Annotated in this window: 15 protein-coding genes and 1 riboswitch; of the genes, 14 read left to right on the top strand and 1 reads right to left on the bottom strand. The window is 30.6% G+C overall.

Annotation, left to right across the window (positions count from 1 at the left end):
- The first annotated feature begins 9 nt into the window (after positions 1-9).
- From glyA to IC175_RS04370, 11 genes are all read left to right on the top strand, one after another.
- A complete protein-coding gene (glyA, locus tag IC175_RS04420; protein ID WP_227434385.1) occupies positions 10-1,266 on the top strand; it encodes a serine hydroxymethyltransferase in 1,257 nt (418 codons plus the stop codon).
- Between the two features lie 356 nt (positions 1,267-1,622).
- The gene (locus IC175_RS04415; RefSeq protein ID WP_227434386.1) at positions 1,623-3,224 is read left to right on the top strand and encodes a GGDEF domain-containing protein; all 1,602 of its coding nucleotides are present in this window, start codon (positions 1,623-1,625) and stop codon (positions 3,222-3,224) included.
- Positions 3,225-3,327: 103 nt separating this feature from the next.
- Positions 3,328-4,806: a GGDEF domain-containing protein gene (locus IC175_RS04410; RefSeq protein WP_227482073.1), complete on the top strand. Its 1,479-nt coding sequence runs from the start codon at positions 3,328-3,330 to the stop codon at positions 4,804-4,806.
- On the top strand, positions 4,806-6,095 hold the full coding sequence (locus IC175_RS04405) for an EAL domain-containing protein (RefSeq protein ID WP_227824329.1): 1,290 nt from the start codon (positions 4,806-4,808) through the stop codon (positions 6,093-6,095). The genes IC175_RS04410 and IC175_RS04405 overlap by 1 nt, the downstream gene beginning before the upstream one ends.
- A 36-nt stretch (positions 6,096-6,131) precedes the next feature.
- Complete coding sequence (locus IC175_RS04400) at positions 6,132-7,778, top strand: peptide ABC transporter substrate-binding protein (protein WP_227830863.1); 1,647 nt, start codon at positions 6,132-6,134, stop codon at positions 7,776-7,778.
- A 27-nt stretch (positions 7,779-7,805) separates the two neighbouring features.
- Entirely contained in the window at positions 7,806-8,762 is a 957-nt protein-coding gene (locus tag IC175_RS04395; RefSeq protein WP_227851172.1) for an ABC transporter permease, read from the top strand.
- Positions 8,746-9,741, top strand: coding sequence for an ABC transporter permease (locus IC175_RS04390; protein ID WP_227851171.1), 996 nt, complete (start codon positions 8,746-8,748; stop codon positions 9,739-9,741). The genes IC175_RS04395 and IC175_RS04390 overlap by 17 nt, the downstream gene beginning before the upstream one ends.
- Positions 9,719-10,723 carry an ABC transporter ATP-binding protein gene (locus IC175_RS04385; protein ID WP_227482078.1) on the top strand — a complete coding sequence of 335 codons (1,005 nt, stop codon included), beginning with the start codon at positions 9,719-9,721 and terminating at the stop codon, positions 10,721-10,723. The genes IC175_RS04390 and IC175_RS04385 overlap by 23 nt, the downstream gene beginning before the upstream one ends.
- Positions 10,707-11,687, top strand: coding sequence for an ABC transporter ATP-binding protein (locus tag IC175_RS04380; protein ID WP_227846080.1), 981 nt, complete (start codon positions 10,707-10,709; stop codon positions 11,685-11,687). The genes IC175_RS04385 and IC175_RS04380 overlap by 17 nt, the downstream gene beginning before the upstream one ends.
- Positions 11,688-11,955: 268 nt before the next feature.
- A complete protein-coding gene (locus IC175_RS04375; protein ID WP_227835224.1) occupies positions 11,956-14,730 on the top strand; it encodes a calcium-translocating P-type ATPase, PMCA-type in 2,775 nt (924 codons plus the stop codon).
- Between the two features lie 497 nt (positions 14,731-15,227).
- On the top strand, positions 15,228-15,980 hold the full coding sequence (locus tag IC175_RS04370; RefSeq protein WP_227835225.1) for an EFR1 family ferrodoxin: 753 nt from the start codon (positions 15,228-15,230) through the stop codon (positions 15,978-15,980).
- Positions 15,981-16,163: 183 nt separating this feature from the next.
- Here the strand turns inward: IC175_RS04370 and IC175_RS04365 are convergent, their stop codons facing one another.
- Entirely contained in the window at positions 16,164-16,925 is a 762-nt protein-coding gene (locus tag IC175_RS04365) for an EFR1 family ferrodoxin (protein ID WP_227824323.1), read from the bottom strand.
- Between the two features lie 481 nt (positions 16,926-17,406).
- Here IC175_RS04365 and IC175_RS04360 point away from each other — a divergent pair, with 481 nt between their 5' ends.
- The 3 genes from IC175_RS04360 (at position 17,407) to IC175_RS04350 (ending at position 23,662) form a co-directional block, all read left to right on the top strand.
- Positions 17,407-19,026, top strand: a complete 1,620-nt coding sequence (locus IC175_RS04360; RefSeq protein WP_227851170.1) for a hypothetical protein — start codon at positions 17,407-17,409, stop codon at positions 19,024-19,026.
- Between the two features lie 234 nt (positions 19,027-19,260).
- The gene (locus IC175_RS04355; protein WP_227434398.1) at positions 19,261-20,439 is read left to right on the top strand and encodes a cation diffusion facilitator family transporter; all 1,179 of its coding nucleotides are present in this window, start codon (positions 19,261-19,263) and stop codon (positions 20,437-20,439) included.
- A gap of 120 nt (positions 20,440-20,559) precedes the next feature.
- Positions 20,560-20,645: riboswitch (cyclic di-GMP riboswitch) on the top strand.
- A gap of 116 nt (positions 20,646-20,761) precedes the next feature.
- A complete protein-coding gene (locus IC175_RS04350; protein WP_227851169.1) occupies positions 20,762-23,662 on the top strand; it encodes an SrtB-anchored collagen-binding adhesin in 2,901 nt (966 codons plus the stop codon).
- The last annotated feature ends 95 nt before the right edge of the window (positions 23,663-23,757 follow it).

The following is a 23,757-nucleotide window of genomic DNA, read 5'->3' as shown; positions in this document are numbered from 1 at the left end:
GGTGTTATTATGTTAAAAACAACAAGAATTTCAGACCCAGAGTTATACGAAATTGTAGCTGGTGAATTGGTTAGACAAGAGCATAATATCGAGATGATAGCTTCTGAAAGTACAGCACCAACAGAAGTACTTGAATTAAGTGGATGTGTATTTACAAATAAAACAGAAGAAGGTTATCCAGGAGCACGTTTCCAAGCAGGTTCTGAAGAAGCAGATAAACTTGAAAATCTAGCAATAAAACGTGCAAAAGAAATATTTGGAGCAGAACATGTAAATGTACAGCCTTACTCAGGTTCTACAGCTAACTATTGTGTATATTCAGCAATATTAAAGCCAAATGATACTGTTTTAAGTATGCGTCTTGACCAAGGGGGACACTTAACACATGGTAGTACAGTAAACTTCTTACATGATATTTATAAATATGAATTTTATGGTGTAGATTCAAATACTGGTCGTATAGATTATGATGCTCTTGAAGCGAAGGCAAAAGAGTGTAAACCAAAACTTATAATTGCAGGAGCGAGTTCATATCCAAGATTGATAGATTATGAAAGAATATCAAATGTTGCAAAAGAAGTAGGAGCTTATTTTATGGTAGATATGGCTCATGTTGCAGGTTTGGTGGCAGCAAAAGTAATACCTAGTCCTGTACCTTATGCAGATTTTGTTTCTTCATCTACAACAAAAACTTTCTGTGGACCAAGAAGTGGTATTGTGCTTTGTAAAGCTGAACATGCAAAGAAACTTGATAAAGGTGTTTTCCCAGGAACATTAGGTTCTATACATCTTAACACAGTTGCAGCGAAAACGTTTTCGCTATTGTATTTAGGGACAGATGAGTTTCGTAAAATAATGGAGCAAGTAGTAGTAAATGCTAAAACTTTGGCAGCTGAACTTATTTCTCACGGATTTAGTATAGTAAGTGGTGGAACTGATAATCATATAGTAATGGTTGATTTAAGAAGTAAAAATTTGACAGGAAAGCAGTTTGAAAAGGCTCTTGAATATGTAGGAATAACGGTTAATAAAAATGTTATACCTGATGACCCACAATCACCATTTGTAACTAGTGGCGTTCGTATCGGTCTTACATCAATATCTCAAAGAGGTCTTAAAGAAAAAGAAGTTGTGCAAATAGCAGGAATAATGAATAAGGTAGCAGAAAATATTGATAATAAAGAAGTATTAGATGAATGTAGGGTAGAAGCTCAGGAACTTATAGCTAAATTCCCATTATATCCAGAAGGATATTTTGAAGATTAAGTATATTGATTTATATAGCTCACAACCTATAAAGCCTATAACATAAAACCCAATAATATATAATTATTATAAGGAGATGCCTCAAAATAAAACTTTGAATCATCTCCTTTTTTTGTAGAAAAATAGAAAATGGAATTTCTAAGAACTCCTAATCTATGTAATAATTTAAATGAAAGTTTATTTAAAATCTTAAAAAACTGTGAACCATTGATATAAGAGGAAAATAGGTATGTTATTGCCAACAATGGACAGCAGTATAGTCTATTTAATACTTATGATACACAAATGTAGATCTCATTGTGGAAAGCCGCACTTGTGTGTTATAATGTTGTAAAAAATAAATTTGGAGTAATGCCATGATTGAAAACTACGTTTTGTGTGAAATTGAGGAATTAAAGAGAAAAATACATGAAAACATTAATGTGAACGATGATGTTATTTGTGGGATTTGTGATAAACTGATTTCGATTTCAAAAGAAAGTAAAGATTGGCAAAGTGTGGCTTTTGGACATGTATGGCGTGCCGATTATTATTTCTATGTGGAATCAAATATGAAATGCGTATCAAAAGAGTTGGAGTATGCACAAGAGTATATTAATGAAAAGAATCCAAGTGAATTATTAGAAAAATTTTATGCACTGTGTAGTTTACTTTCTTTAAATTCATATGATAAACAGTCTGCATTTAGATACACTTTAAAAGCATTGGATGTTTCTGAAAGATTAGACATCAGACATCGCATTGGTATAAATTATGGGAATATTAGTGCTTATTATTTGGACTATGAATTATATGATGAAGCACTGTTCTATTTAGATAAATCAATGGAAGTATTGCGTTCTTTGCCAGATACGAAGCCACGTTTTCTGCGAATGCTGTTAATTAATTTCATTAATATATATTTAAAATTAGGTAAGCTTGAATTGATGAAATCAACTATTGAAGAATTGAGTTTACTTCCCTTCGAAGAGAAAGATTTAAAAATATATGTTGATTATGCATATTTGCTTTATTATGCAGAGATACAGAATCAAGAAAAGAGTTTATATTATCTACAGGAAATGCAGAATGATGGACTTATGACTTTTCCAAATCGTGTTTATCTCATAGAATTTTTGATGAATGCATTAGAAGCAATGATATCTATCAAAAACAAAGTAAAATCAAGTGAATTATTACAATCCTTACAAGAGCTAATAAAAGAAGATGAACCAGAGCCTTTATTGAAATTATGTAAATTGAATATTAAGTATTCACAGAAATTTGAGACAAAAAAAGAATTATATTACCATTACCACGAGTATTATGATTTATATTTAAAAGCACAAAATCAAGTAAATCTATTAAAAGTAGAAGGTTTACGTGCAAAAATTGAATTGAATGACACTTATACTAAGTATACTCAATCAAAAAAAGTATTAGAAGAATTATATGACCTTGTAAATTATGATGAATTGACTAATGTATACAATCGTTATTATTTTAATATTAAGCAAGATGAAATTCTCAATAGTAATAGATATACTAATATTGGTCTTGCAATATTTGATATTGATTACTTTAAAGAATACAATGATTATTATGGTCATTTGGAAGGTGATGAAATATTAAAACAAGTAGCAAGTAGCTTGAAAGAAAAGGCAAATGAACAAATGGCAGTCTTTCGCTATGGTGGTGATGAATTTGTTTGTCTTAGCTGGGATTTGAATTTTGAACAAATGGCTGAATATGTTAATCAAGTAAAAGAAGCAATAAAAGAAAAAAGTCTTGAACATATACATTCACGATGTGAAAAAATAATAACATTGTCAATTGGATATGGTAATAAGACAGTTTCAACTAAAGTTGATGTACTTAATTTATTTGATGAAGTAGATAAAGCACTATATGATGTAAAGAATAATGGTAGAAATAATGCTAAATCAATAATTGCTATGGAAGAGGTGCATAATGAATAACTATAATGTAGCACTTGAACAAATTCAATTGCTGATTGATCGAATTCAGTGTCGTTTTGAGCATAATTCTAGGTTTAATAAACACGATTGTGATAGGTTACTAATGATATCAGAACAGTTAAACTACTTCTATGGACAAGCATTGGCTCATGTGTATTTGGCACAATATTTTCAAATGAAATGGGATGTAGATGCTTATAATTTTCATTCAGAGAAGGCAAGAGAAATTGCTGAGAATAAAAATTATTTTGATGTTTTAATTGAATATTTTAAAATAGAGGGCTTGCGAAATGTTACTATTTGTGACGAAATAGCAGCTCTTACTATATATTTAGAAGGAATCCAAATTGCTTATAAAATTAAAGATAAAAAATCATGTGCTATTTTCTATAACAATATTGCTGATATATTTTACACAAGTGGTGTATATAAAATTGCAGAGCAATTCTATACAAAAGCATTAGATGTTATAAAAGATATTCCTATAAAAAGTGTGCTTTTTTATTACAAGTCTATACTTGTGAATCTATTACACCTTTCTTGTGTTCAAGGAGAATTAGATAAAGCCCTGAAGTATCATGAAAAATGTTTAAGCGTAAAATGTGAAGTTGGCATTTTACCTTTATTATTTATGGAAGGAGAAATACGTCTTTTATTATTAGAAAATAAGGAAACAGAAGCGTTACATAAAATAGATAGTTTGATAAATAAGTTGATTAAAAATAAGGAAGAAGCGTTTTTACTGAAATCCATTTATTTATATTTAATGGAATTTTTGCTTTTGTTGAAAAGAGAAGAAGATGCAGCATGGTGCTTAAACCAATTAGACACATTGTATAAAAATACGAATCAAAATATAATGATACAAATTCAAAAATTACATGTTCAATATTCAATTCTATTTGGGCATGAAACTGATGAACTTTATGAAACTTTTTATGAAACCATATTAAAAGGAGAAATGGACAGTAAGATATCAATGGGCGAAAGCTTCAAAAGTCTTCTTTCTCTCTATGAAAGAGAAAAAGAACAGAATCTTATGTTGGAAAAGCAAGTTAGTCTACAAACAGTAGCAGATATAGATGAACTTACAAAAATTTATAATCGAAGATACTGTAGTAAACTTATAAGTAAATTAATCCAAGATGATGAGGTTTTATCCATTGGATATGTTATGGTTGATATCGATTTTTTCAAAGAATATAATGATTACTATGGTCATTTAAAAGGTGATGAGGCAATAAAAGAAGTTACTACTTTATTAAAGAAGAACTTACCAAACAATGCTTTTGCTGCACGATATGGAGGAGATGAATTCACCTGTATATTTGTTGATAGAAGTGATGATGAAATTATTACATTTGTTGAATCAGTTCAAAAAGAGCTGAGAGACAAAAATATTGTACATTTAAAAAGTAAAAATTCCAAACAGCTCACTTTATCTTTTGGGATATATAATGAGATACATATGCATGGTTGTGATGAATTAACTCTTATTAAAAATGCTGATTTAGCCTTATACCAATCCAAAAATAAGGGAAGAAATGTATATACAATTTATAAACAAAGGAGCCAATCGTAATGGAAACGGAAAATAATAGCACCTTAAAGCGTGATATGTATGATACTTCATATATTTTGGAAAAATATTGTAAGATAAAAGGTAGTGATGAAAGATATGCTTTAATACACTTGAACATTAAAAATTTTCGCTATTTTAATACAAAGTATGGAAGTAAAGCAGGTGATGAAATTCTGACATTGGTTTTTCAAAAAATAACCACATTTTTAGAAGAAAAGGAGTACGCTGCATATTTATATGCGGATAACTTTGCTTTTTTAGTAAGGTGTGATGATTCTAACTATCTTATATATGAACGATTGATACCACTAATTGACATATTATATCGTATAGATGATGAGCGGATTTATAGAAATCTTTTTATGTCTATGGGTATTTATGTGATTATTAACCCAGAAGTCTCATTTTATGATGCACTAAATTATGCGAATTTGTGTAGGAAAGAAAGTGAAGCTTTACTTAATAGAAGTTCTTGTATAGAACTTTATGGTGATTCTTTTTATAATAGTTATATGGACCGTATGAAACTGGAAATAGAGACAGCAGATGCATATAAAGGTTATGAATTTGTCACGTACTTACAGCCCAAAATCAGTCTAATAAATGGAAAGGTTATAGGTGCAGAGGCATTACTTCGTTGGTTTGATAAAGATGGAAACAGCATCCCATTATATAAATTTCTGCCTATTTTAAACCAAAATGGCTACATTAAATTAATTGATATTGATACTTTTGAACAAATGTGTCAGTACTTGGATACAAGAATAAAAAACAATCAGAAAGTTGTGCCAATTAGTTTTAATATTTCAAAGTCACATTTTTATGACCCAGGGATTGTTCAAAATTACATTGATGTGTTTGAAAAATATGATATTCCAAAGCACTATATTGAAATTGAATTTATGGAATCAATTTCTTTAAATGATACTGAACGTTTAAAAAAAGTAGTATCTGATTTCAAAGAATATGGGTTTACATGTTCACTAGATGATTTTGGAGATGGTTATTCTTCTTTTAATGTATTACTTAATGCTCATTTTGATATTATCAAAATGGACCGTCAGTTTTTTTTAAATAACTTAAATGGCAATAGTAGTTTAGTAATAAAGACTATTATAGATTTAATTCATTCTTTAAATATGAAAGTGATTGCTGAAGGTGTAGAATCTAAAGAACATATAGAGTCTTTAAAAGAGTATAGATGTGATATGGTTCAAGGTTATTATTATTATAAACCTATGTCAATTGATTCATTTAATATGATATTGGATGTGCAGGATGATTGTTAGGAATTATATGAATTAATTATTTAGAGGGAGAAAAATATGAGATACAAAAAAATTATAACATTATTAGTAGTAGCTATACTTGCACTAAATTTGGTGGCATGTTCCACACCTACTCAAGGAGATGCAATAAAAGGCTCAGTTTTTCAGGGGACTCAAGGAAAAGAAATGGTAACGTTAAATGTTACATCTGAGCCAACAGAATTGAATCCAATGAGAATGAGTGATACTATTGCACAAAGTATTCTCTATCATTGCATGGCTGGATTCACAAAGTTGAATGAGAAGGATGAGCCAGTGGCTGATTTAGCAGAACGTTGGGATATAAATGATGCGAACACTATTTATACAATGCATCTAAGAAAAGATGCAAAATGGTCAAATGGAGACCCAGTAACCGCGAATGATTTTTACTATTCCTGGGTGACACAGATGACGCCTTCTACTGGAAGTATATTTGCTTCGTATATATACAAGAATATTAAAAATGGAGAAGCATTTTATAAGGGTGAGATTGACGAATCACAGCTTGGGTTAAAAGTATTAGATGATTATACATTAGAAATTCAATGGTCTCATCCAATGACTAATGGCTTGTTTTATTTGTCACAGCCATATTTTTTGCCAATAAATAAAAAGGCTTATAAGGCAATTGGTGATAAACAGTACGCTAAAGAGGCCGATAAAATGGTAACAAATGGTGCATATAAAATAACAGAATGGGTTCATGATGACCATATTACAATGGAGAAGGCTGAAGAATATTATAATGCATCAGAAATTAATATTCCTAAAGTTAAGTTGGTTATGATAGGAGATGCAAATACAAGTTTGAATGCATTTACTGCTGGAGAAATTGACCTTTGTAACCTATATAACGAACAAATTAAACTCGTGAGAGACAAAAGTAAAGATACTATTCAATCCTATATAGATGGAGGATCTTGGTATTTAAGCTTTAATACACAAAATGAGTATCTTTCTAACATAAACCTAAGAAAAGCACTTGCCTATTCTATTGATGTACAAAGTCTACTTAATAATGTAATTAATGATGGTTCTATAGCAGCCAATGGTCTTGTACCAGGTGTTATAAAAGGTGTTGATGGTAAAAGTTATGCAGAAAAACGTGGTAGCTTATTTAAGTATGACAAAGATAAGGCAAGGGAATTCCTTGACAAGGCACTTCAAGAACTTGGGATAGAAAAGAAAGATATTAAACTTGTATTTTGGACATCAGATACAACATATAATCAGAATCAGGCTGCCTACTTGCAACAACAATGGAAAGAAAATCTTGGACTGGATGTAGAACTGAAATCTACAGCAGTCAAAGCTTTGTCTGAAGCAAAAAGAAATGGTGATTATAGTTTTGCAGTGGATGCTTGGGGTCCTTCTGAGAATGATGCAATTACATTTTTGGAGAACTATACAACAGAAAATATGAACAATTATGGAAAGTATTCCAATCCAAAGTATGATAAGTTGATTGAGGATTCAACTCATGAGAGTGATTCTAAAAAGCGTCAAGAGATACTGATACAGGCAGAAAAAATTCTAATGGATGATATGGTTATAGGACCGATGTATTTTACATGTACTACTTATGCAGTTTCTGACAAACTAGTTGGTCTAGTACGTACACCATTTCAATTCTTTAACGTTTTAAATGCACATATTAAGTAAATAAAAAACATGACAGGAGCAGACAATATGTCTTTACAAATGAGGTATATCGCTAAGCGACTTATTTATGCGGTACTTACTGTATGGGTTTTGATTTCCATTACATTTTTACTGATGCAGATGCTTCTAGGAGACCCTTTTTCTGGACTTAAGGTAATTAATCCTGAGATAAAAGCTTCTTTAGCCACAAAATATGGTCTAGATAAACCTGTATTAGAGCAGTACGGAATATATGTGAATAATTTGATACATGGAGATTTTGGTTCTTCAATTGTTTCTGGTCGTCAAGTCACAGATATTATAGCCCAGGCATTCCCAGTTTCTTTAGAACTGGGAATACGGGCTTTGATTTTTGCAATCATTTTGGGATTTTTGTCAGGTATTATAGCTGCTTTGAAGCATAGGACAAAGTGGGACACATTGATGATGATTTTGGTGCTTCTTGGGGTGTCTGTTCCATCATTTATTATTGGTGCTTTGTTGCAGTATTTTTTTGGAATTGTGCTGTTTCAATTTACTGGTATCCATTTTTTTGCAATTATAGGATGGGGGAGTGAAAATAGCAAGATTTTACCTGCATTTGCGCTAGCTTTTGGCTCTATGGCAAGTATTGGAAGATTAATGCGCTCTAGTATGCTTGATGTACTTGGGCAGGATTATATTCGTACAGCAAAAGTGAAAGGAATCAAGAAAAAAGATATTATCCTTCATCATTGTCTACGCAATGCATTAATGCCAGTGATAACAGTTCTTGGTCCTATGACAGCAGTTCTGTTGACTGGGACATTTGCTGTAGAATATGTATTTTCTATTCCAGGTCTTGGAAAATACTTTGTGGACTCAGTACAGGCCAATGACTATCCAGTGATTATAGGAACAACATTATTTTTTGGTATGTTTCTTGTGTTGTGTAATCTAATCGTGGATATTTTGAACAGCTGTATAGACCCTCGCGTGAGATTAGGAGGTGAGGAAAATAGATAGTAGTAAAAGAGTACTTGTTCATGAAGATTTTTCATCTATTGATGGCTGTAATTCAGATATGACTAATAACGAACAGGTGTATCCCTCTATGAGTTTTGCAAGGGAGACCATATCCATACTACGCCACAATAAAATTGCAATAGTATCATTTATAATGATACTTATTCTTATGATAGGTTCAGTATTTTTTCCAATATTTTGTAATTTTGATTTTTCATCTCAGAATGTGGCATATGCAAATAACCCCTTTTTTAGTAAAGATATGAGTAGTGGTTTTACTCATATCTTTGGTACAGATAATCTTGGGCGTGATATTTTTGTACGTATCTGGTATGGGACACGAGTATCACTTCTAGTAGCAGGGGTGGTAGCTATCATAGACTGCATAGTAGGAGTAGTATATGGTAGTATTTCTGGATATATAGGTGGTATGGTTGACAATGTAATGATGCGTACATTGGAAATCATTAGTGGAATTCCATACCTTGTTGTTGTTCTTTTACTTATGGCAGTGCTTCCACAGGGAATTGGAACTTTGATTATTGCCTATACCCTTGTAGGATGGACTAGTATGGCACGATTGGTAAGAGGACAGGTGGTTTCTCTTATGGGGAGAGAATTTATAATTGCTGCAAAAATTATGGGAGCAAGTATGGGACGGATTATTTTCTTCCACTTAATTCCTAATATGTTAGGTATTATAATTGTACACATGACATTGAGCATTCCAGGAATTATATTTACAGAAGCATTCCTATCAATGTTGGGAATGGGAGTTCCACCACCATATCCATCATTGGGAATTATGGCAAATGAAGGTGTTGCTGTTTTTCAGACTTATCCAGCAAGGCTTGTAGTGCCAGGATTATTTATTTGTCTGATAATGCTTTCTTTCAATCTCTTGGGAGACCAACTTCAAGATGCTCTAAATCCTAGATTAAGGAGGTCTGCTTATTATGGACGACATTCTAAGAATTAAGGAATTAAATGTATCTTTTGATATGTACGAAGGAACAGTAAATGCAGTTCGAGGTGTATCGCTTTCCATGAACAGTGGCGAGATTCTTGCGTTAGTGGGTGAAAGTGGTTGTGGTAAAAGTGTAATGGCACAGTCAATTTTGCAACTAAATCCTTCACCACCAGCTAAAATTATGGCTGAGGAATTGAAACTTCTCAATTTTGATATTTTGAATGCATCAGAAAAAGAGATGGAACGAATAAGAGGTACTTTAGCAAGTATGATTTTTCAAGACCCTTTGACCTGTTTGAATCCTACAATGAAAATAGGTAAGCAGATTACAGAGTCACTATATAGAAAAGAGAAAATGTCATCATCTGATTGTAAGAAAGAGGCAGTTAGATTACTTGAAATGGTACAGATACCAAATGCTGAACTACAAGCAGAACAGTACCCTCATCAATTTTCAGGAGGTATGCAACAACGTGTAATGATTGCTATGGCTTTGGCATGCAATCCTAAACTACTTATTGCAGACGAACCAACAACAGCTCTTGATGTTACTACACAACTGCAAATCTTGAAATTGATTGCTAAAATTAGAAAAGAGATGGGAACAGCTGTACTTTTGATTACTCATGATTTTGGTGTTGTAGCAAACTTGGCAGACCGTGTAGCAGTGATGTATGCTGGAAAAATTGTGGAAGAAAGTGGTGTGAAAGAACTTTTTAATAGAGCAACACACCCATATACACAGGCACTGTTAAGAACACTTCCTACATCAGGTGTTATAGGGGAACGCATATCTATATTGGGAAGTCCACCAAACTTATCTGATTTGCCAGTCGGTTGTTCTTTTTCAAAGAGGTGTCCATATTGTATGAAGATTTGTTTGAGAGAAGAGCCACCTTTATTTGAGGTTTCAAATAGTCACAGTGCTTCTTGTTGGCGTCTGCATGAAAGTTTTCCAAAGGAGGAATTGGATGATGGAAAAATTACTTGAATTAAATAATGTATCCAAGAGCTTCCCTCTAGGAAGAAAGCGCAAAAATATTGCTGTCAATCATGTGAACCTAACTATTTATAAAGGTGAAACTCTAGGGCTTGTTGGAGAATCTGGTTGTGGAAAATCAACTCTTGCAAGAGTTATTATGGGTGTATATCCATCAAGCGAAGGTGAAATATTATTTCAAGGCAAAAAGTTAGAACTACATAGACAAAGTAGAAGAAAGGCATTTGCACAACATACACAAATGATATTTCAGGACCCATATATGTCTTTAGACCCACATATGACAGTAGAATCTATTATTGCAGAAAATTTAAAGGTTCATGGGATGTTGGATAAAAATACAAGAACACAAAAAGTATATGAATTGTTAGAAATGACTGGGCTTTTGAGAGAACACGCAGGACGTTTCCCACATGAGTTTTCAGGAGGGCAAAGACAAAGAATTAGTATTGCACGTGCACTCGTGGTTCAGCCAGATTTTATTATATGTGATGAACCAGTGTCAGCACTGGATAATTCTATTCAGAGTCAGATTATAAATCTTTTATATAAGTTAAAGATGGAGCTTGGTCTTACTTATCTATTTATTTCACATGACTTAAGCATGGTACGTTATATTTCTGATAGGGTTGCTGTGATGTATGCTGGTAGAATCGTGGAAATTGGAAATGCTGAGGCGGTTTACAATACACCTTTACATCCATATACACAGATGCTTTTGCGTGCAGTTTTGACTCCAAATCCGAATAGCAGAAATATACTAGATGAAGAAGTAGATTTACAAGACGAAGTTAAAATTTTTTCGAATTCTGAAAAAGGATGTCCTTTTGTGGAGCGTTGTCCAGTATCAGCAGAATATTGTAGAAAAGAAATGCCTGAATTATTTGAACATAAACAGAATCATCTAGTTGCTTGCTATATGGAAAGTGAAGGATTTAGCTATTATAAAAAGTAATTTTTTAGTGTAATGATAAATTAATTTTATTTAAAATACATATGCTTTACCTCTTGTACTCAAATTTCTTAAATATTAAAATCTAGAATATTAATTAAAAAAGAAGTAGTAAAAAATAGCTTATAAAAATTCAACAGAGGAGTTGAACTTAAAATTTGATTAGAAAAAAATCAATTTTGAGACAACTCCTTATTTTTTTTGAAAAGTAATATACAAGCTATCATAAGCATATAATTCTCTATAGATAATTAACAAGGGGGATAAAGTTATGAGGTATTATAATAAACCTACCAAAGAAGTCTTAAAATACTTAAAGACAAATCCAGAAGTTGGACTTGCTGATAATGAGGTAGAAGAGAGGAAGCTTAGATATGGATTAAATGAATTTACGATAAAAGAAGGACGAACATTTTGGGACGAGTTGGGGGAAAGTCTGACAGAACCTATGATATTAATTCTTATAGGAGCAGCAGTAATAAGCTCATTTGTGGGAGAATTGCATGATGCATTAGGTATTTTAGGAGCTATCTTTATTGGTATTTCCATAGGTATAATAACTGAAGGGAAATCTAAAAAAGCTGCTCATGCTCTATCAAAATTAACAGAAAATATAGAGGTAAAGGTACTTAGAAATGGAAAGATAGTTAAAATATCAAAAAATGATTTAGTACCAGGAGATATTGTATATATAGAAACAGGAGATATGATACCAGCAGATGGAAGGCTTATACAATCTATAAATCTAAAGCTTAGAGAAGATATGTTAACAGGCGAATCTGATGATGTAGCTAAAAATGCTGATGCTATATTAGATATGGAGGTAGTTTATTCTAAAACAGAAATAATTGAACAAGATACAATACCCGCAAAACAAATCAATATGGTATTTGGGGGAACTCTTGTAGCATATGGTAGAGGGATAATGGTTGTTACTCATATTGGTGATAAGACAGAGATGGGTAAGATAGCACAGAACTTATCAAATGATGACCAGCAAACTCCACTTCAAATTAAATTAGGTAAGTTAGGTGCTAAAATAGCAGGTATATCAGGTGTAATAGCTACATTATTATGTATGTTTATGATTATACAAATGCAAAGAAGAGGTATGCTAATTTTGGATACAAGCAGTATTTTATCTTTTTTACAATCATTAGAGCCTGCTAAAAATGCATATATGGTTTGTATTGCTTTAATAGTTGCAACAGTACCAGAAGGTTTACCAACTATGATAAATATTACTTTAGCCATAACAATGCAAAAGATGGCAAAGATAAATGCATTAGTAACAAAGAAAGAAGCCTGTGAAACTATAGGTTCTGTCTCTGTAATATGTTCTGATAAGACAGGTACTTTGACACAAAATAAGATGATGGTAGAAGTAGCATATGTTGATGGTAAGTATATAAGTAGTGGAGAATATCAAAGTAATAGTTATTTTGAACAAAACTGTATAGTGAATTCAACAGCTGATATAGAAAAGGAAGACAATTCATTTAAATATATTGGAAGTGCAACAGAGTGTGCATTACTTTTATATCATAACGATAAAAATTATAATGAAATGAGAAAACAAACTTATTTAATATCACAAATCCCCTTTAGTTCAGAAGAAAAGAAAATGTCAACATTAATTCGTCAAGAGGATTCAGATATACTACTTTCAAAAGGAGCTCCAGAAGTATTATTAAAGAAATGTTCTTATGTACAACAAGGAAAAAGTATTGTCCCAATAACTCCTAAAATAGAAAAAGGTATTCTCGATGAAATTAAAAAACTACAAATTAAATCTATGAGAACATTGGGGTTTGCTTATAAAAAGATGACTAAATCTAGAACAGAAGTTGCAATAACTTCAGAAGGAGAATTGAATTTAATCGGAAATCCAAGAGGGTATGAGAAGGAAGAAAATTTAGTATTTAGTGGCTTTGTAGGAATAGTAGACCCATTGAGAGCAGGTGTTAAAGAGTCTATTGATAAGGCATTTAATGCAGGTGTAGATGTAAAAATGCTTACAGGGGATAATATCAATACAGCAACTGCTATTGGAGATGAATTAGGATTATTGAATGATGGTAAAAAGGCAGTTGAAGCAACCTATATAGATGTACTGACAGATGAAGAGTTAAGAGAAGAAATAAAAGGAATATCTATTGTCGCAAGAAGTAAACCAGATACAAAGATGAGAATAGTTTCTGCACTTCAAAAAAGTGGTGAGGTTGTAGCCGTAACAGGTGATGGTATAAATGATGCTCCAGCTCTTAGTCAAGCAGATGTTGGTATCGCTATGGGAATCTCAGGTACAGAAGTATCTAAAAATGCAGCAGATATAATATTGACTGATGATAGTTTTAGTACAATAGTAGAGGGAATAAAATGGGGAAGAGGTATTTATGAAAACTTCCAAAGATTTATACAGTTCCAGCTTACTGTAAATATAGTAGCATTTATAATTGCTATAATATCTCAACTTACTGGTAAAGATATGCCATTTACTACAATACAATTATTATGGGTAAATATAATAATGGATGGTCCTCCAGCTCTTGCATTAGGATTAGAACCTGTTAGAGATTATGTATTGAAAAGAAAGCCAATAAATAGACATTCTGGAATAATAGCTAGGTCTATGTCTGTTAATATTATTATAAATGCTATACTTATGATTACAATTGTATTTACACAATCAGCTTTTAATATATTGGGAGCAACTCCAGAAGAACAAGGTACAGTTATATTTTCATTATTTGCATTCAGTGCTCTTTTTAATGCATTAAATTGTAGAGAATTTGGATTAAACAGTACAATACCAAATCTATTTAAAAATAAATTAGCATTACAAGTAATAGTTGTGACAGGGGTGATTCAAATAATATTTACCCAAGTATTCCAAAGTTTCTTCAATTCAGTGTCACTAGGGTTTGATATGTGGATAAAGATAATATTATTCGCATCGACTATTCTATTGTCAAATGAATTTGTAAAATTACTTCTTAGAACAGTAAAAAATAGTAAGAAAGTAAATCTTAATAATAAAAATTAGATTATAAAATTTCGCAAAATCGTATTAATACTACGCTTTTGCGGTTTTATTTGTTTTTGTGTAAGTGATTTCAAAATACTATTTATCACTTTTTTGTATGGTACATTATTATACTTAAAAAGATGATTGACCATTAAAATATGGTATTTAGCAAAATATTCGTGAGATTTAAAGATTATTATTGCTACTAATTTACTGCCATTAAATGAGTCCTGATATGATGTAAAGAGTCTTGAAGATATAAACTGATAAACAACATAATTTTAAAAGTATTTGATATGAAATAATGATATATAATCTTTTAATGGTAAAGAGTTTCTTTACCAATGTCGCAATATTTATTTTGTCTGATATAATGGTTAAAGAACATTAACGAAACATATTGAGGAGAACTAAAAGAGTAAAAATACAAATAAAAAGTATATCTGAGTATTTAAGTAAGTTAAAAATATGTATGGGTTTAAAAATAGGAATTTTATAAAGGAGTTGCTAAAATTATGATTGTATATTTTTCTGGGACTGGTAATAGTGAATATGTAGCAAAAAGAATGGGTAAAGAGCTTCAGAATGAAGTATTGAATATATTTGAAAAAATTCGAACTAGGGATTATTCTCATTTAGCATCTGAAAGACCATGGGTTATCGTTGTACCAACTTATGCATGGCGTATTCCACGTATTGTGCATGAATGGTTGATGAAAACAGAACTTAGTGGAAATAAGAATATTTATTTTGTAATGACCTGTGGGGCTGATATTGGCAATTCAGGCACATACTTGAAGAAATTGTGTAAAGCAAAAGGGATGAATTACAGAGGATGTGCTTCTGTAGTCATGCCAGAAAACTATATTGCGCTTTTTAGTACACCAAGTAAAGAAGAAGCTCTAGTAACGATTGAACAAGCTGAGCAGAAAATATCATCTACAATACAATGTATTAGAACTGATATAGCATTCCCAGAATCGAAAGCAACATTTAAGGCTAAATTCAGTAGTGGATTGGTCAATAATATATTTTATCCAGTATTTGTTCATTCTAAAAAATTTTATGTGACAGATGCTTGTGTTTCTTGCAAGAAATGTGAAAATGTATGTCCACTTGGAAATATACACCTTAATGATGGAAAGCCAAACTGGGGAAATCATTGCACTCATTGCATGGCTTGTATATGTCGATGTCCAAAAGAAGCTATTGAATATGGCGAACATAGCAAGGGGATGGCACGTTATATTTGCCCAAAGGAAATATAAAAATAAATGACTTAAATTAATCCTGATGTATTTTGATGAGGGTGCTTTAAAAGCAATCATTATATAACATAGATTTTATTTAATGGAGTATTAACTTAAAAGACAGTTGATAAATAGTCAGCTGTCTTTTTTTAATCAATTAAATTAATTAGTCATCATAATTAAATTATAATGAAACTTGTATTATAGATATTTTTCAATTTTACTTTGTTCAATTACACGTTTACCTAATAAGGTAATTGCCTGTTTTGGGCAATTATTAACACAGCGATAACACATAGTACATTGATTTCCTGGTATAGCAACACCATTTTTCACAACAATATTTTTCAAGCAACATAGGCTTACACATTTTCCACAGCCAATACATTTATCAGCACTTATTTTTAATTTGTCTGAATAGTATTTTGTTTTATTAATAAAATATAACCTTTGTCCAAATAAACCTGCTATATGATGAAAAATTCCGATTCCATCTTGTGGTGGAGTTCCATCTTGTATTTTTCTTACAGCATGCTTTATTTTTTGTTCTGCATTTGTTATGAGTTTCTTGTTGCTTTCTAAAGTCTTTTTTAATGCCTTTTCATCAGCAATGCTATCAGGCATTTTTAAATGTAAACCTCCAATAGTGACGGCACCATATTTTTTAAGCAAACGAGCTAAGATACCTGCTCCATCTCCACTGAATAACCCCATTGTTGTAATAATAAAAACTCGCTTGTCTTTCCATAAATTTTGATGATTGATTATAAAGTCCTTTAATATCTTAGGTATGTTGCTGTATTGTGTAGGATAGCTAAATACAATATCTTTATGCTGACTAATTTGATGTAACAATTGCTTATCTTCAATAGAAAATGCCTTTGATGTCATATCATATTCCTGCAAAAACTTTTCTATACAATATTTTGAATTGCCTGTTCCACTGAAATATATTCCTAACATAATTTTTCTCCAAATTTTAATTTATTGACTTATTTGTTTTATTCTACCATGAGTATATTTAAAAGTCATTTTTTATGTTTTGAATAGATATTTGAGTAAAAATTATGTGAATTAATTTTGATATGTAGAAAATAGAGTATTTTTTATTGATTTAAAAATGTTGTTAATAAAGAATTTTTTATTTTACTTAGATATAAATTAATATAAAAAATCTGCTATAAATATGTTGGTTTGATTATAAATAAGATATTTCTATGCTACTTAATAAATAAAAGTTGTCAATTAAGATGCATATAAATAACTAGTATTATGAAAAATATAATAGAGAATTTGTTTGTGATATTATTTTATATTTATATGAGTAGAAAGTGACTATAGGTTATAATAGTAGAAAGCTTAATAAGTGAATGTTAAGGAATAAATGCAATTAATAAAAATTTAAAAATTTTATCTAAAGGGATATATAGAAAGGAAAATATTTATGAAGTTTAAAAGGTGGGTCAGTATAATTTTATCTATAATAGTTATAAGTTCTCTTCTTGTGGGTTGCACAAATAAATCTAATTCGGATACAGTATCAAATGAAAAAATATCATATGAAATAAATTCAACAAAAAATAGCAATAATAAGGTTGAAACTAATAAATTTAATTTAGGAACATCAGAAATGGTTATAAGAGGTAAATCTATACCATTTAATATGGAAGGAATAATATCAGTACCTGAAAATATAAAAGAAAAAGCACCTGTAGTATTAATCTTTCATGGACAACATGGAGATGGAGAAAATGATTTTGAAGATGGATTTAAATATCTTACTGAGGCTTTGGCAAAAAATGGTATAATAGGAGTATCTATTGATACCTCAGTAAATTATACTTTTAAGTATGGAGAACCAGTGGAAAATGAAAGAATAACTTATTTAGCTCAAACATATATACAAACTTTTAAAGACATAAACGAAGGTAAGAAAAATGGATTTGGGTTATACCTCAAAGATAAAGTTGATTTAAATAGAATTGGTCTTATAGGACATTCTGTAGCAGGTTCAGGGGTAATTAAAATAGCAGAAGACCAAATACAAAAAGGATTCAAAGGGATAAAAGGAATTATATCACTTACACCAGCGTATAATAGTCCGATAGAAAAGTTTCCTGATATACCAACAGCAATAATAGTTTCAGAGTATGATGGAGATGTTGTTCATAGTGGAGATGATATTTTTTATGATATATCTTTAGATAAAAATAGAAAAAGCCCATTGGGTCTAACTTATCTAGTGGGAGGAAATCATAATGCATACAACTCAGTTTTAGGAGAAAAAGAGTTTTCTAAGCCACAGACTACTAATGGAACTTATCCTGAGAAATTAGGACAAGAAGAACATAGAGATTTTTTCTCTAATTATGCAGTTGACTATATGAAATCTATTTTTGAGTTTGATAGTAGTGAATCACCTATCTTCAATAAAAAAGGATTGCCTTATAAAATGTATGGATATCAGACTTTAAATAAAGTTAAATATAGTGAATCTGTAGAATTATTCAATAAAAAGACATTTAAAAATATAAGTTCAAGTAATGTTGATATAAAAGAATTGGTTGAATCAGAGAGATTGAATAAAGATACTGCAAAAATATTTATCAATACTGGAGTGAATGAAGATTTAGACTTGTTACAAGTTGATTGGAAATCTGAAAGTGGAAAAATAGAACTACCTTTAAATAATAATAACTTAGGAGCTTATTCTGCACTAAAGTTTAGATGGGCATTAAACTCTCCTAGTAAATTAAATAATAAAGATAATGTAGTTTCTTTCAAACTTAGCTTAGTTGATTCTAAGGGAAAAGAAAGCAGTATCATTGTAGAAAATGATGAAGTATCTGCTATGAAGTATTTTGAAGGAGAAGTTATAAAAGATGAATATGTAGAAGGGAAGTTTATGGAATTCTGGTCAAGATATACTCCAATAAGTGATACAGTAATACCACTTGAAAAATTTAGAAATATAAATTTATCTAATATAAAGAATGTTACAATTGAATTTGAAAGTCCAGAAACTGGTTCAATTATGTTAAATAAAATAGTTGGTATAAAATAATAAAAGTGGTTCTAGATAAAAGTATAAAGTATCTAGAACCAATTTTATTAGACATTATTAATTTTAGTCAGAGATATAAAACTACTTCATATTAACTATAAGAAAAGAAAATTAAGAATATTTTACTGATATAGAACAAGTTTAAAGAAATTTTATATCTAAATTGTGTTATCATGAGTAAAGATATCAAGTTTCGAGTTTATTAATAAAATAAAAGACAGGGAGGTAAGTTTCATGTTCTCAAAAATCCTAGTCAAAACATTTATCAAAGATAGTGAGAATGTTCAAGATAAAGTTGTTAGAAATAAGTATGGTTATGTAGCAGGAATAGTAGGCATAATATCTAATCTAGTTTTATTTATAGTAAAGGTTTCTATAGGTATACTTACATCAAGTATAGCTATAATGGCTGATGCGTTTAATAATCTTTCTGATATGGCATCTTCAGCAATAACTATGATAGGGTTTAAACTAGCAAGTAAACCAGCTGACAAAGAACATCCTTTTGGGCATGGTAGAATAGAATATCTATCAGCATTAATAGTAGCTTTTATGGTTATGTTGGTTGGACTTCAATTTGTGAAATCGTCTATAGAAAGAATAACAAATCCAGTTCCTATAAAGTTTGAATTAGTACCACTGATACTTTTAATTGCATCTATAATGGTTAAAATATGGTTGAGTCGCTTTAATAAATTTATGGGAAATAAAATTAATTCATCAGCATTAAAAGCAGTGTCATTGGATGCTTTGGGAGATGTATTTACATCAAGTTGTGTAGTTATATCTTTTATTTTGGCTAGATTTACTGATTTACCTATAGATGGATATGTAGGTATTGTAGTATCATTAGTAATACTTTATGCAGGATTTTCTCTTGTAAAAGATACTATAAATCCTCTTCTTGGGGAAGCTCCAGATGAAGAAATGGTCAAATCTATTTTAGAATTATTATTATCTTATGAACATATAATAGGTACACATGATTTAATAATCCATAATTATGGAGTTGGAAGATGCATTGCATCTATACATGCAGAAATTCCAGCGAATATAGATATAATGGAAATTCATGAAATTATAGATACTGCTGAGAGAGAAATATCTGAAAAGTTGGATATATATTTGGTAATTCATATGGACCCTATATGCCTTGATGATGAAGAGGTTATATCATCAAAAAGAGAACTTGAAGAAATACTTAAGAAAAACAGCCTTATAAAATCTATGCATGATTTTAGGATAGTTGGAAAAGGAAGTAAGAAGAATTTAGTCTTTGATATAGTAGTTAATCCTTCTGAATTTTCTAAAGGTATGTCAGAAGAAGATCTAAAAGCAGATATAACAAAACTAGTTAAGGAGATGAATCCTGATTATAATTGTGTAATTGTTGTAGACAAGGATTTTATTTAATGATGATAAAAAAATAAAGGAAAAAAATGTAAAAAATATAGACAATAAAACATAGACATAATATAATGGATATATAACTGTATTTAATTTGAATATAATAATTTTTAATTATTTTTATAAAAAAATTATAGAGACGTTGAAGTATATCCTATTACTGGGCACCTTATGGGTATACAGAGTCAATGGTGCAACCGGCTATGAATATAAATTTTATTTATTTCATAGCTTTTTTTGTATAGTTTTTTGATAAAAAAAGTTAAATTATATTGGGTATTTATGGAATTTTACAAGAGTGTAAATAGATTAGAGGGGAGCAATCTATATGAAGAAAGGAAATAAAAAGGCATTATTAATCAGTTTAATTATGATTTTAAGTATGATAGTTACTACAATATATCCATCTGTATCTTATGCATCAGAATTAGAAGGCAGTGGGTCTATACAAAGCAATTCAAATAATTTACCAACTGGAGATGGAAAACAAGAAGAAAATAAGAAACCAGAACAGACTCCAGAGGGAGATAAGCAAGAAGAAAATAAGAAACCAGAACAGACTCCAGAAGGGGATAAACAAGAAGAAAATAAGAAGCCAGAGCAAACGCCAGAAGGAGATAAGCAAGAAGAAAATAAGAAGCCAGAGCAAACGCCAGAAGGGGATAAACAAGAGGAAAATAAGAAGCCAGAACAGACTCCAGAAGGAGATAAGCAAGAAGAAAATAAGAAGCCAGAGCAAACTCCAGAAGGAGAGAAACCAGAAGAAAACAAGAAACCAGAACAAACTTCGATAGAGGATGAAAATTTACTTAAGACTTTAGAAGAAGAACTTAATGAAGATAATGAAGACCACGGATTTATCGTAAAAATTAATAATGATGCAATAGAAACAGAGTCAATGAAAAAAATTACATTTAATTTAACTTATACTCCAACATCAAAAGGGATAAAAGCAGGTGACTCAATAACTTTTAAGGTTCCAGATGTATTTAATAAAGTTAATTTAGATTATACAAGTGAATGTTTTGATAAAACAGAGAGTAATGGAGAGTATACGCTTACATTTAGAGAATTACCTAATGGTCAAAGTGTAATGCAAGGAAAAATTGGATTAGAAGCATATGTGAATAAAGTTAATGAAGAAACAAGTGCCAAAATTCATATTGAAACTACTGGAAAGATAGAAAGTGGAAATGGAGATGTGGATATAGAAATAAAACCTGGCGATAAAGAAGACATTGAAGAAGCTAAAGGAACACTTAAGAAGCTTGTTGAAGGAAGAGAGTCAACTACTGTATTTATGCCAGTTAAAAATAAAGATGTAAATTATACTATACAAGTAAATGAAAAAGAAGAAGAATTAAAAGATATTACTTTATATGACGAACTCCCTGAAGGAATGACATTAATAAAAGATTCTGTAAGTATAGTAGCAAGCAATGGAAAAGAAGTAAGTGATTTTAATATTGAACAAGGTGAAAATTCTATTTCAGTTACTTTTGGAGATATAGATAAAGCGTATACTGTTAAGTATAAGGCTAGAATTAGTGATGAAAATGCAAAACATGGTAACAAATATAAGAATATAGCTAGATTAGAATCTGCAGGTAATAAAGTTCAAGAAGATGATGCTATTGTAAGTATATTTGATAGAGGAAATGATTATCTTTTGACTAAGGGGCATTCAGGAGCAACAAATATTACTCAAGTAGGTCAAGTAATCAACTATCAGATTTCAATAAATGATGATAAATCACCAGTAAGTAATGTGGTTATAACAGATAATATACCAGAAGGTATGAGATTAACTACTGCTGGAGAAGCTGGGCATGATTTTAGAGTTGTAGAAGTTCCAATGAATGGTGGCTGGACTCCTTGGAGTAAAGAAAAAATTGCAAATAATATTTCATATAAAACAGAAGAAAAAAGAAATGAAAGTGGGCAAGTAGAAAAAGTTATAACTGGATTTACAATTAATCTTAGTGAAGAAGAAGTAGAATCAAAGTTCTTTATAGCATATACATTAAAAGTTATTAGTATTGAAGATAGTTATACAAATAGAGCTGTTCTTGATGCGAATAATAGTCAAGTAGATAAAAGAGATGAGATAAGTTTTAAGAAGAACTCTGGATTAATAAGTGCCAAAAAAGAGGTTGATAAAAAGGTATTAGATGGAAATGATAACCAAATAGTTAAGTATAAAATAAACATGTCAACTTATGGTGTTTATGATGCAGGGCAAGTAAATATTTTAGATGAAGTAAATCCAACATTAAAAATATCTAATATAAAATACTCTGATAATCTTGAACTTAAAAAAGAAGCTGAAGATGGAAAAAATACTATAAGATTAGTAAATAAATATGAATTTAAGCAAATAAAAGAAGGTGAACCTGTACAAGGTTGGGTTACATTTGATGCAGATTTTACAGATGTAAAAGTAGGGAAGACTATACAAAATGTAGCTCAGATTAATGGTTCAAGTCCTCCTGGTGTAGAAACTACTAAACAAGGATATGCTTTTGAAGCTAAGAAGGTAGACAGTTCAGATAAAAGTGCTCTTGAAGGTGCAAAATTTAATTTGGAAAATACCTTTGGAATAGTAGTAGTTAAGGATTTAGTTAGTAATGAAGATGGTATAATTGAATCTAGTGTCAAAAATCCAGGAACATATTATTTAGTGGAGACAATGGCTCCAAGTGGATATGAAAAATTAAAGGGTAAAATAAAGGTGGAAATTGATAGAAAAAATATTGGTAAAATTGTTGATATTGGGAATATAGAAAATGTAAAACAAGAAAATATTCCAGTAAATCCATCAGTACCACCAGGTACAGATGAACCAACAGTGAATCCACCAGTGCCACCAAGTACAGATAAGCCAAGTAAACCATCAAGACCATCTGATACAGAGGAAGCAACAATAAATCCACCAATACCACAATCAGAAAACGTGGTAAATCCTCCTATACCAGAGGTAGTAAATCCACCAATACCACCATCAGAAGATGTAATAGAAAAGCCTGTTAAACAAATTGTTCCAATACCAGAAGTAGTAAACCCACCAGTGCCACAGGAAAAGAATAATACAGTAAAAGATAATACTGTAGTAAATCCACCAGTGCCACCAAAGACAGGTGATAGTACTACAATTACTGTAGAAATACTTTTAGGATTAGGAGCTATTGTAGGACTTATTATATTGAGAAGAAAGAAAAACATCAATTAGACCCTAACATTATAAAAATATAAGTAATATTAAAAAATATCTTCTAAAACAATATTTTCAAGTGAGAATATTGTTAGAAGATATTTTTTTTTGGA

Origin of the sequence: Clostridioides sp. ES-S-0123-01 (assembly GCF_020658415.1) — a bacterium.
Classification (GTDB): Bacteria; Bacillota; Clostridia; order Peptostreptococcales; family Peptostreptococcaceae; genus Clostridioides.
This window is presented reverse-complemented; position numbering and strand designations above follow the sequence as displayed.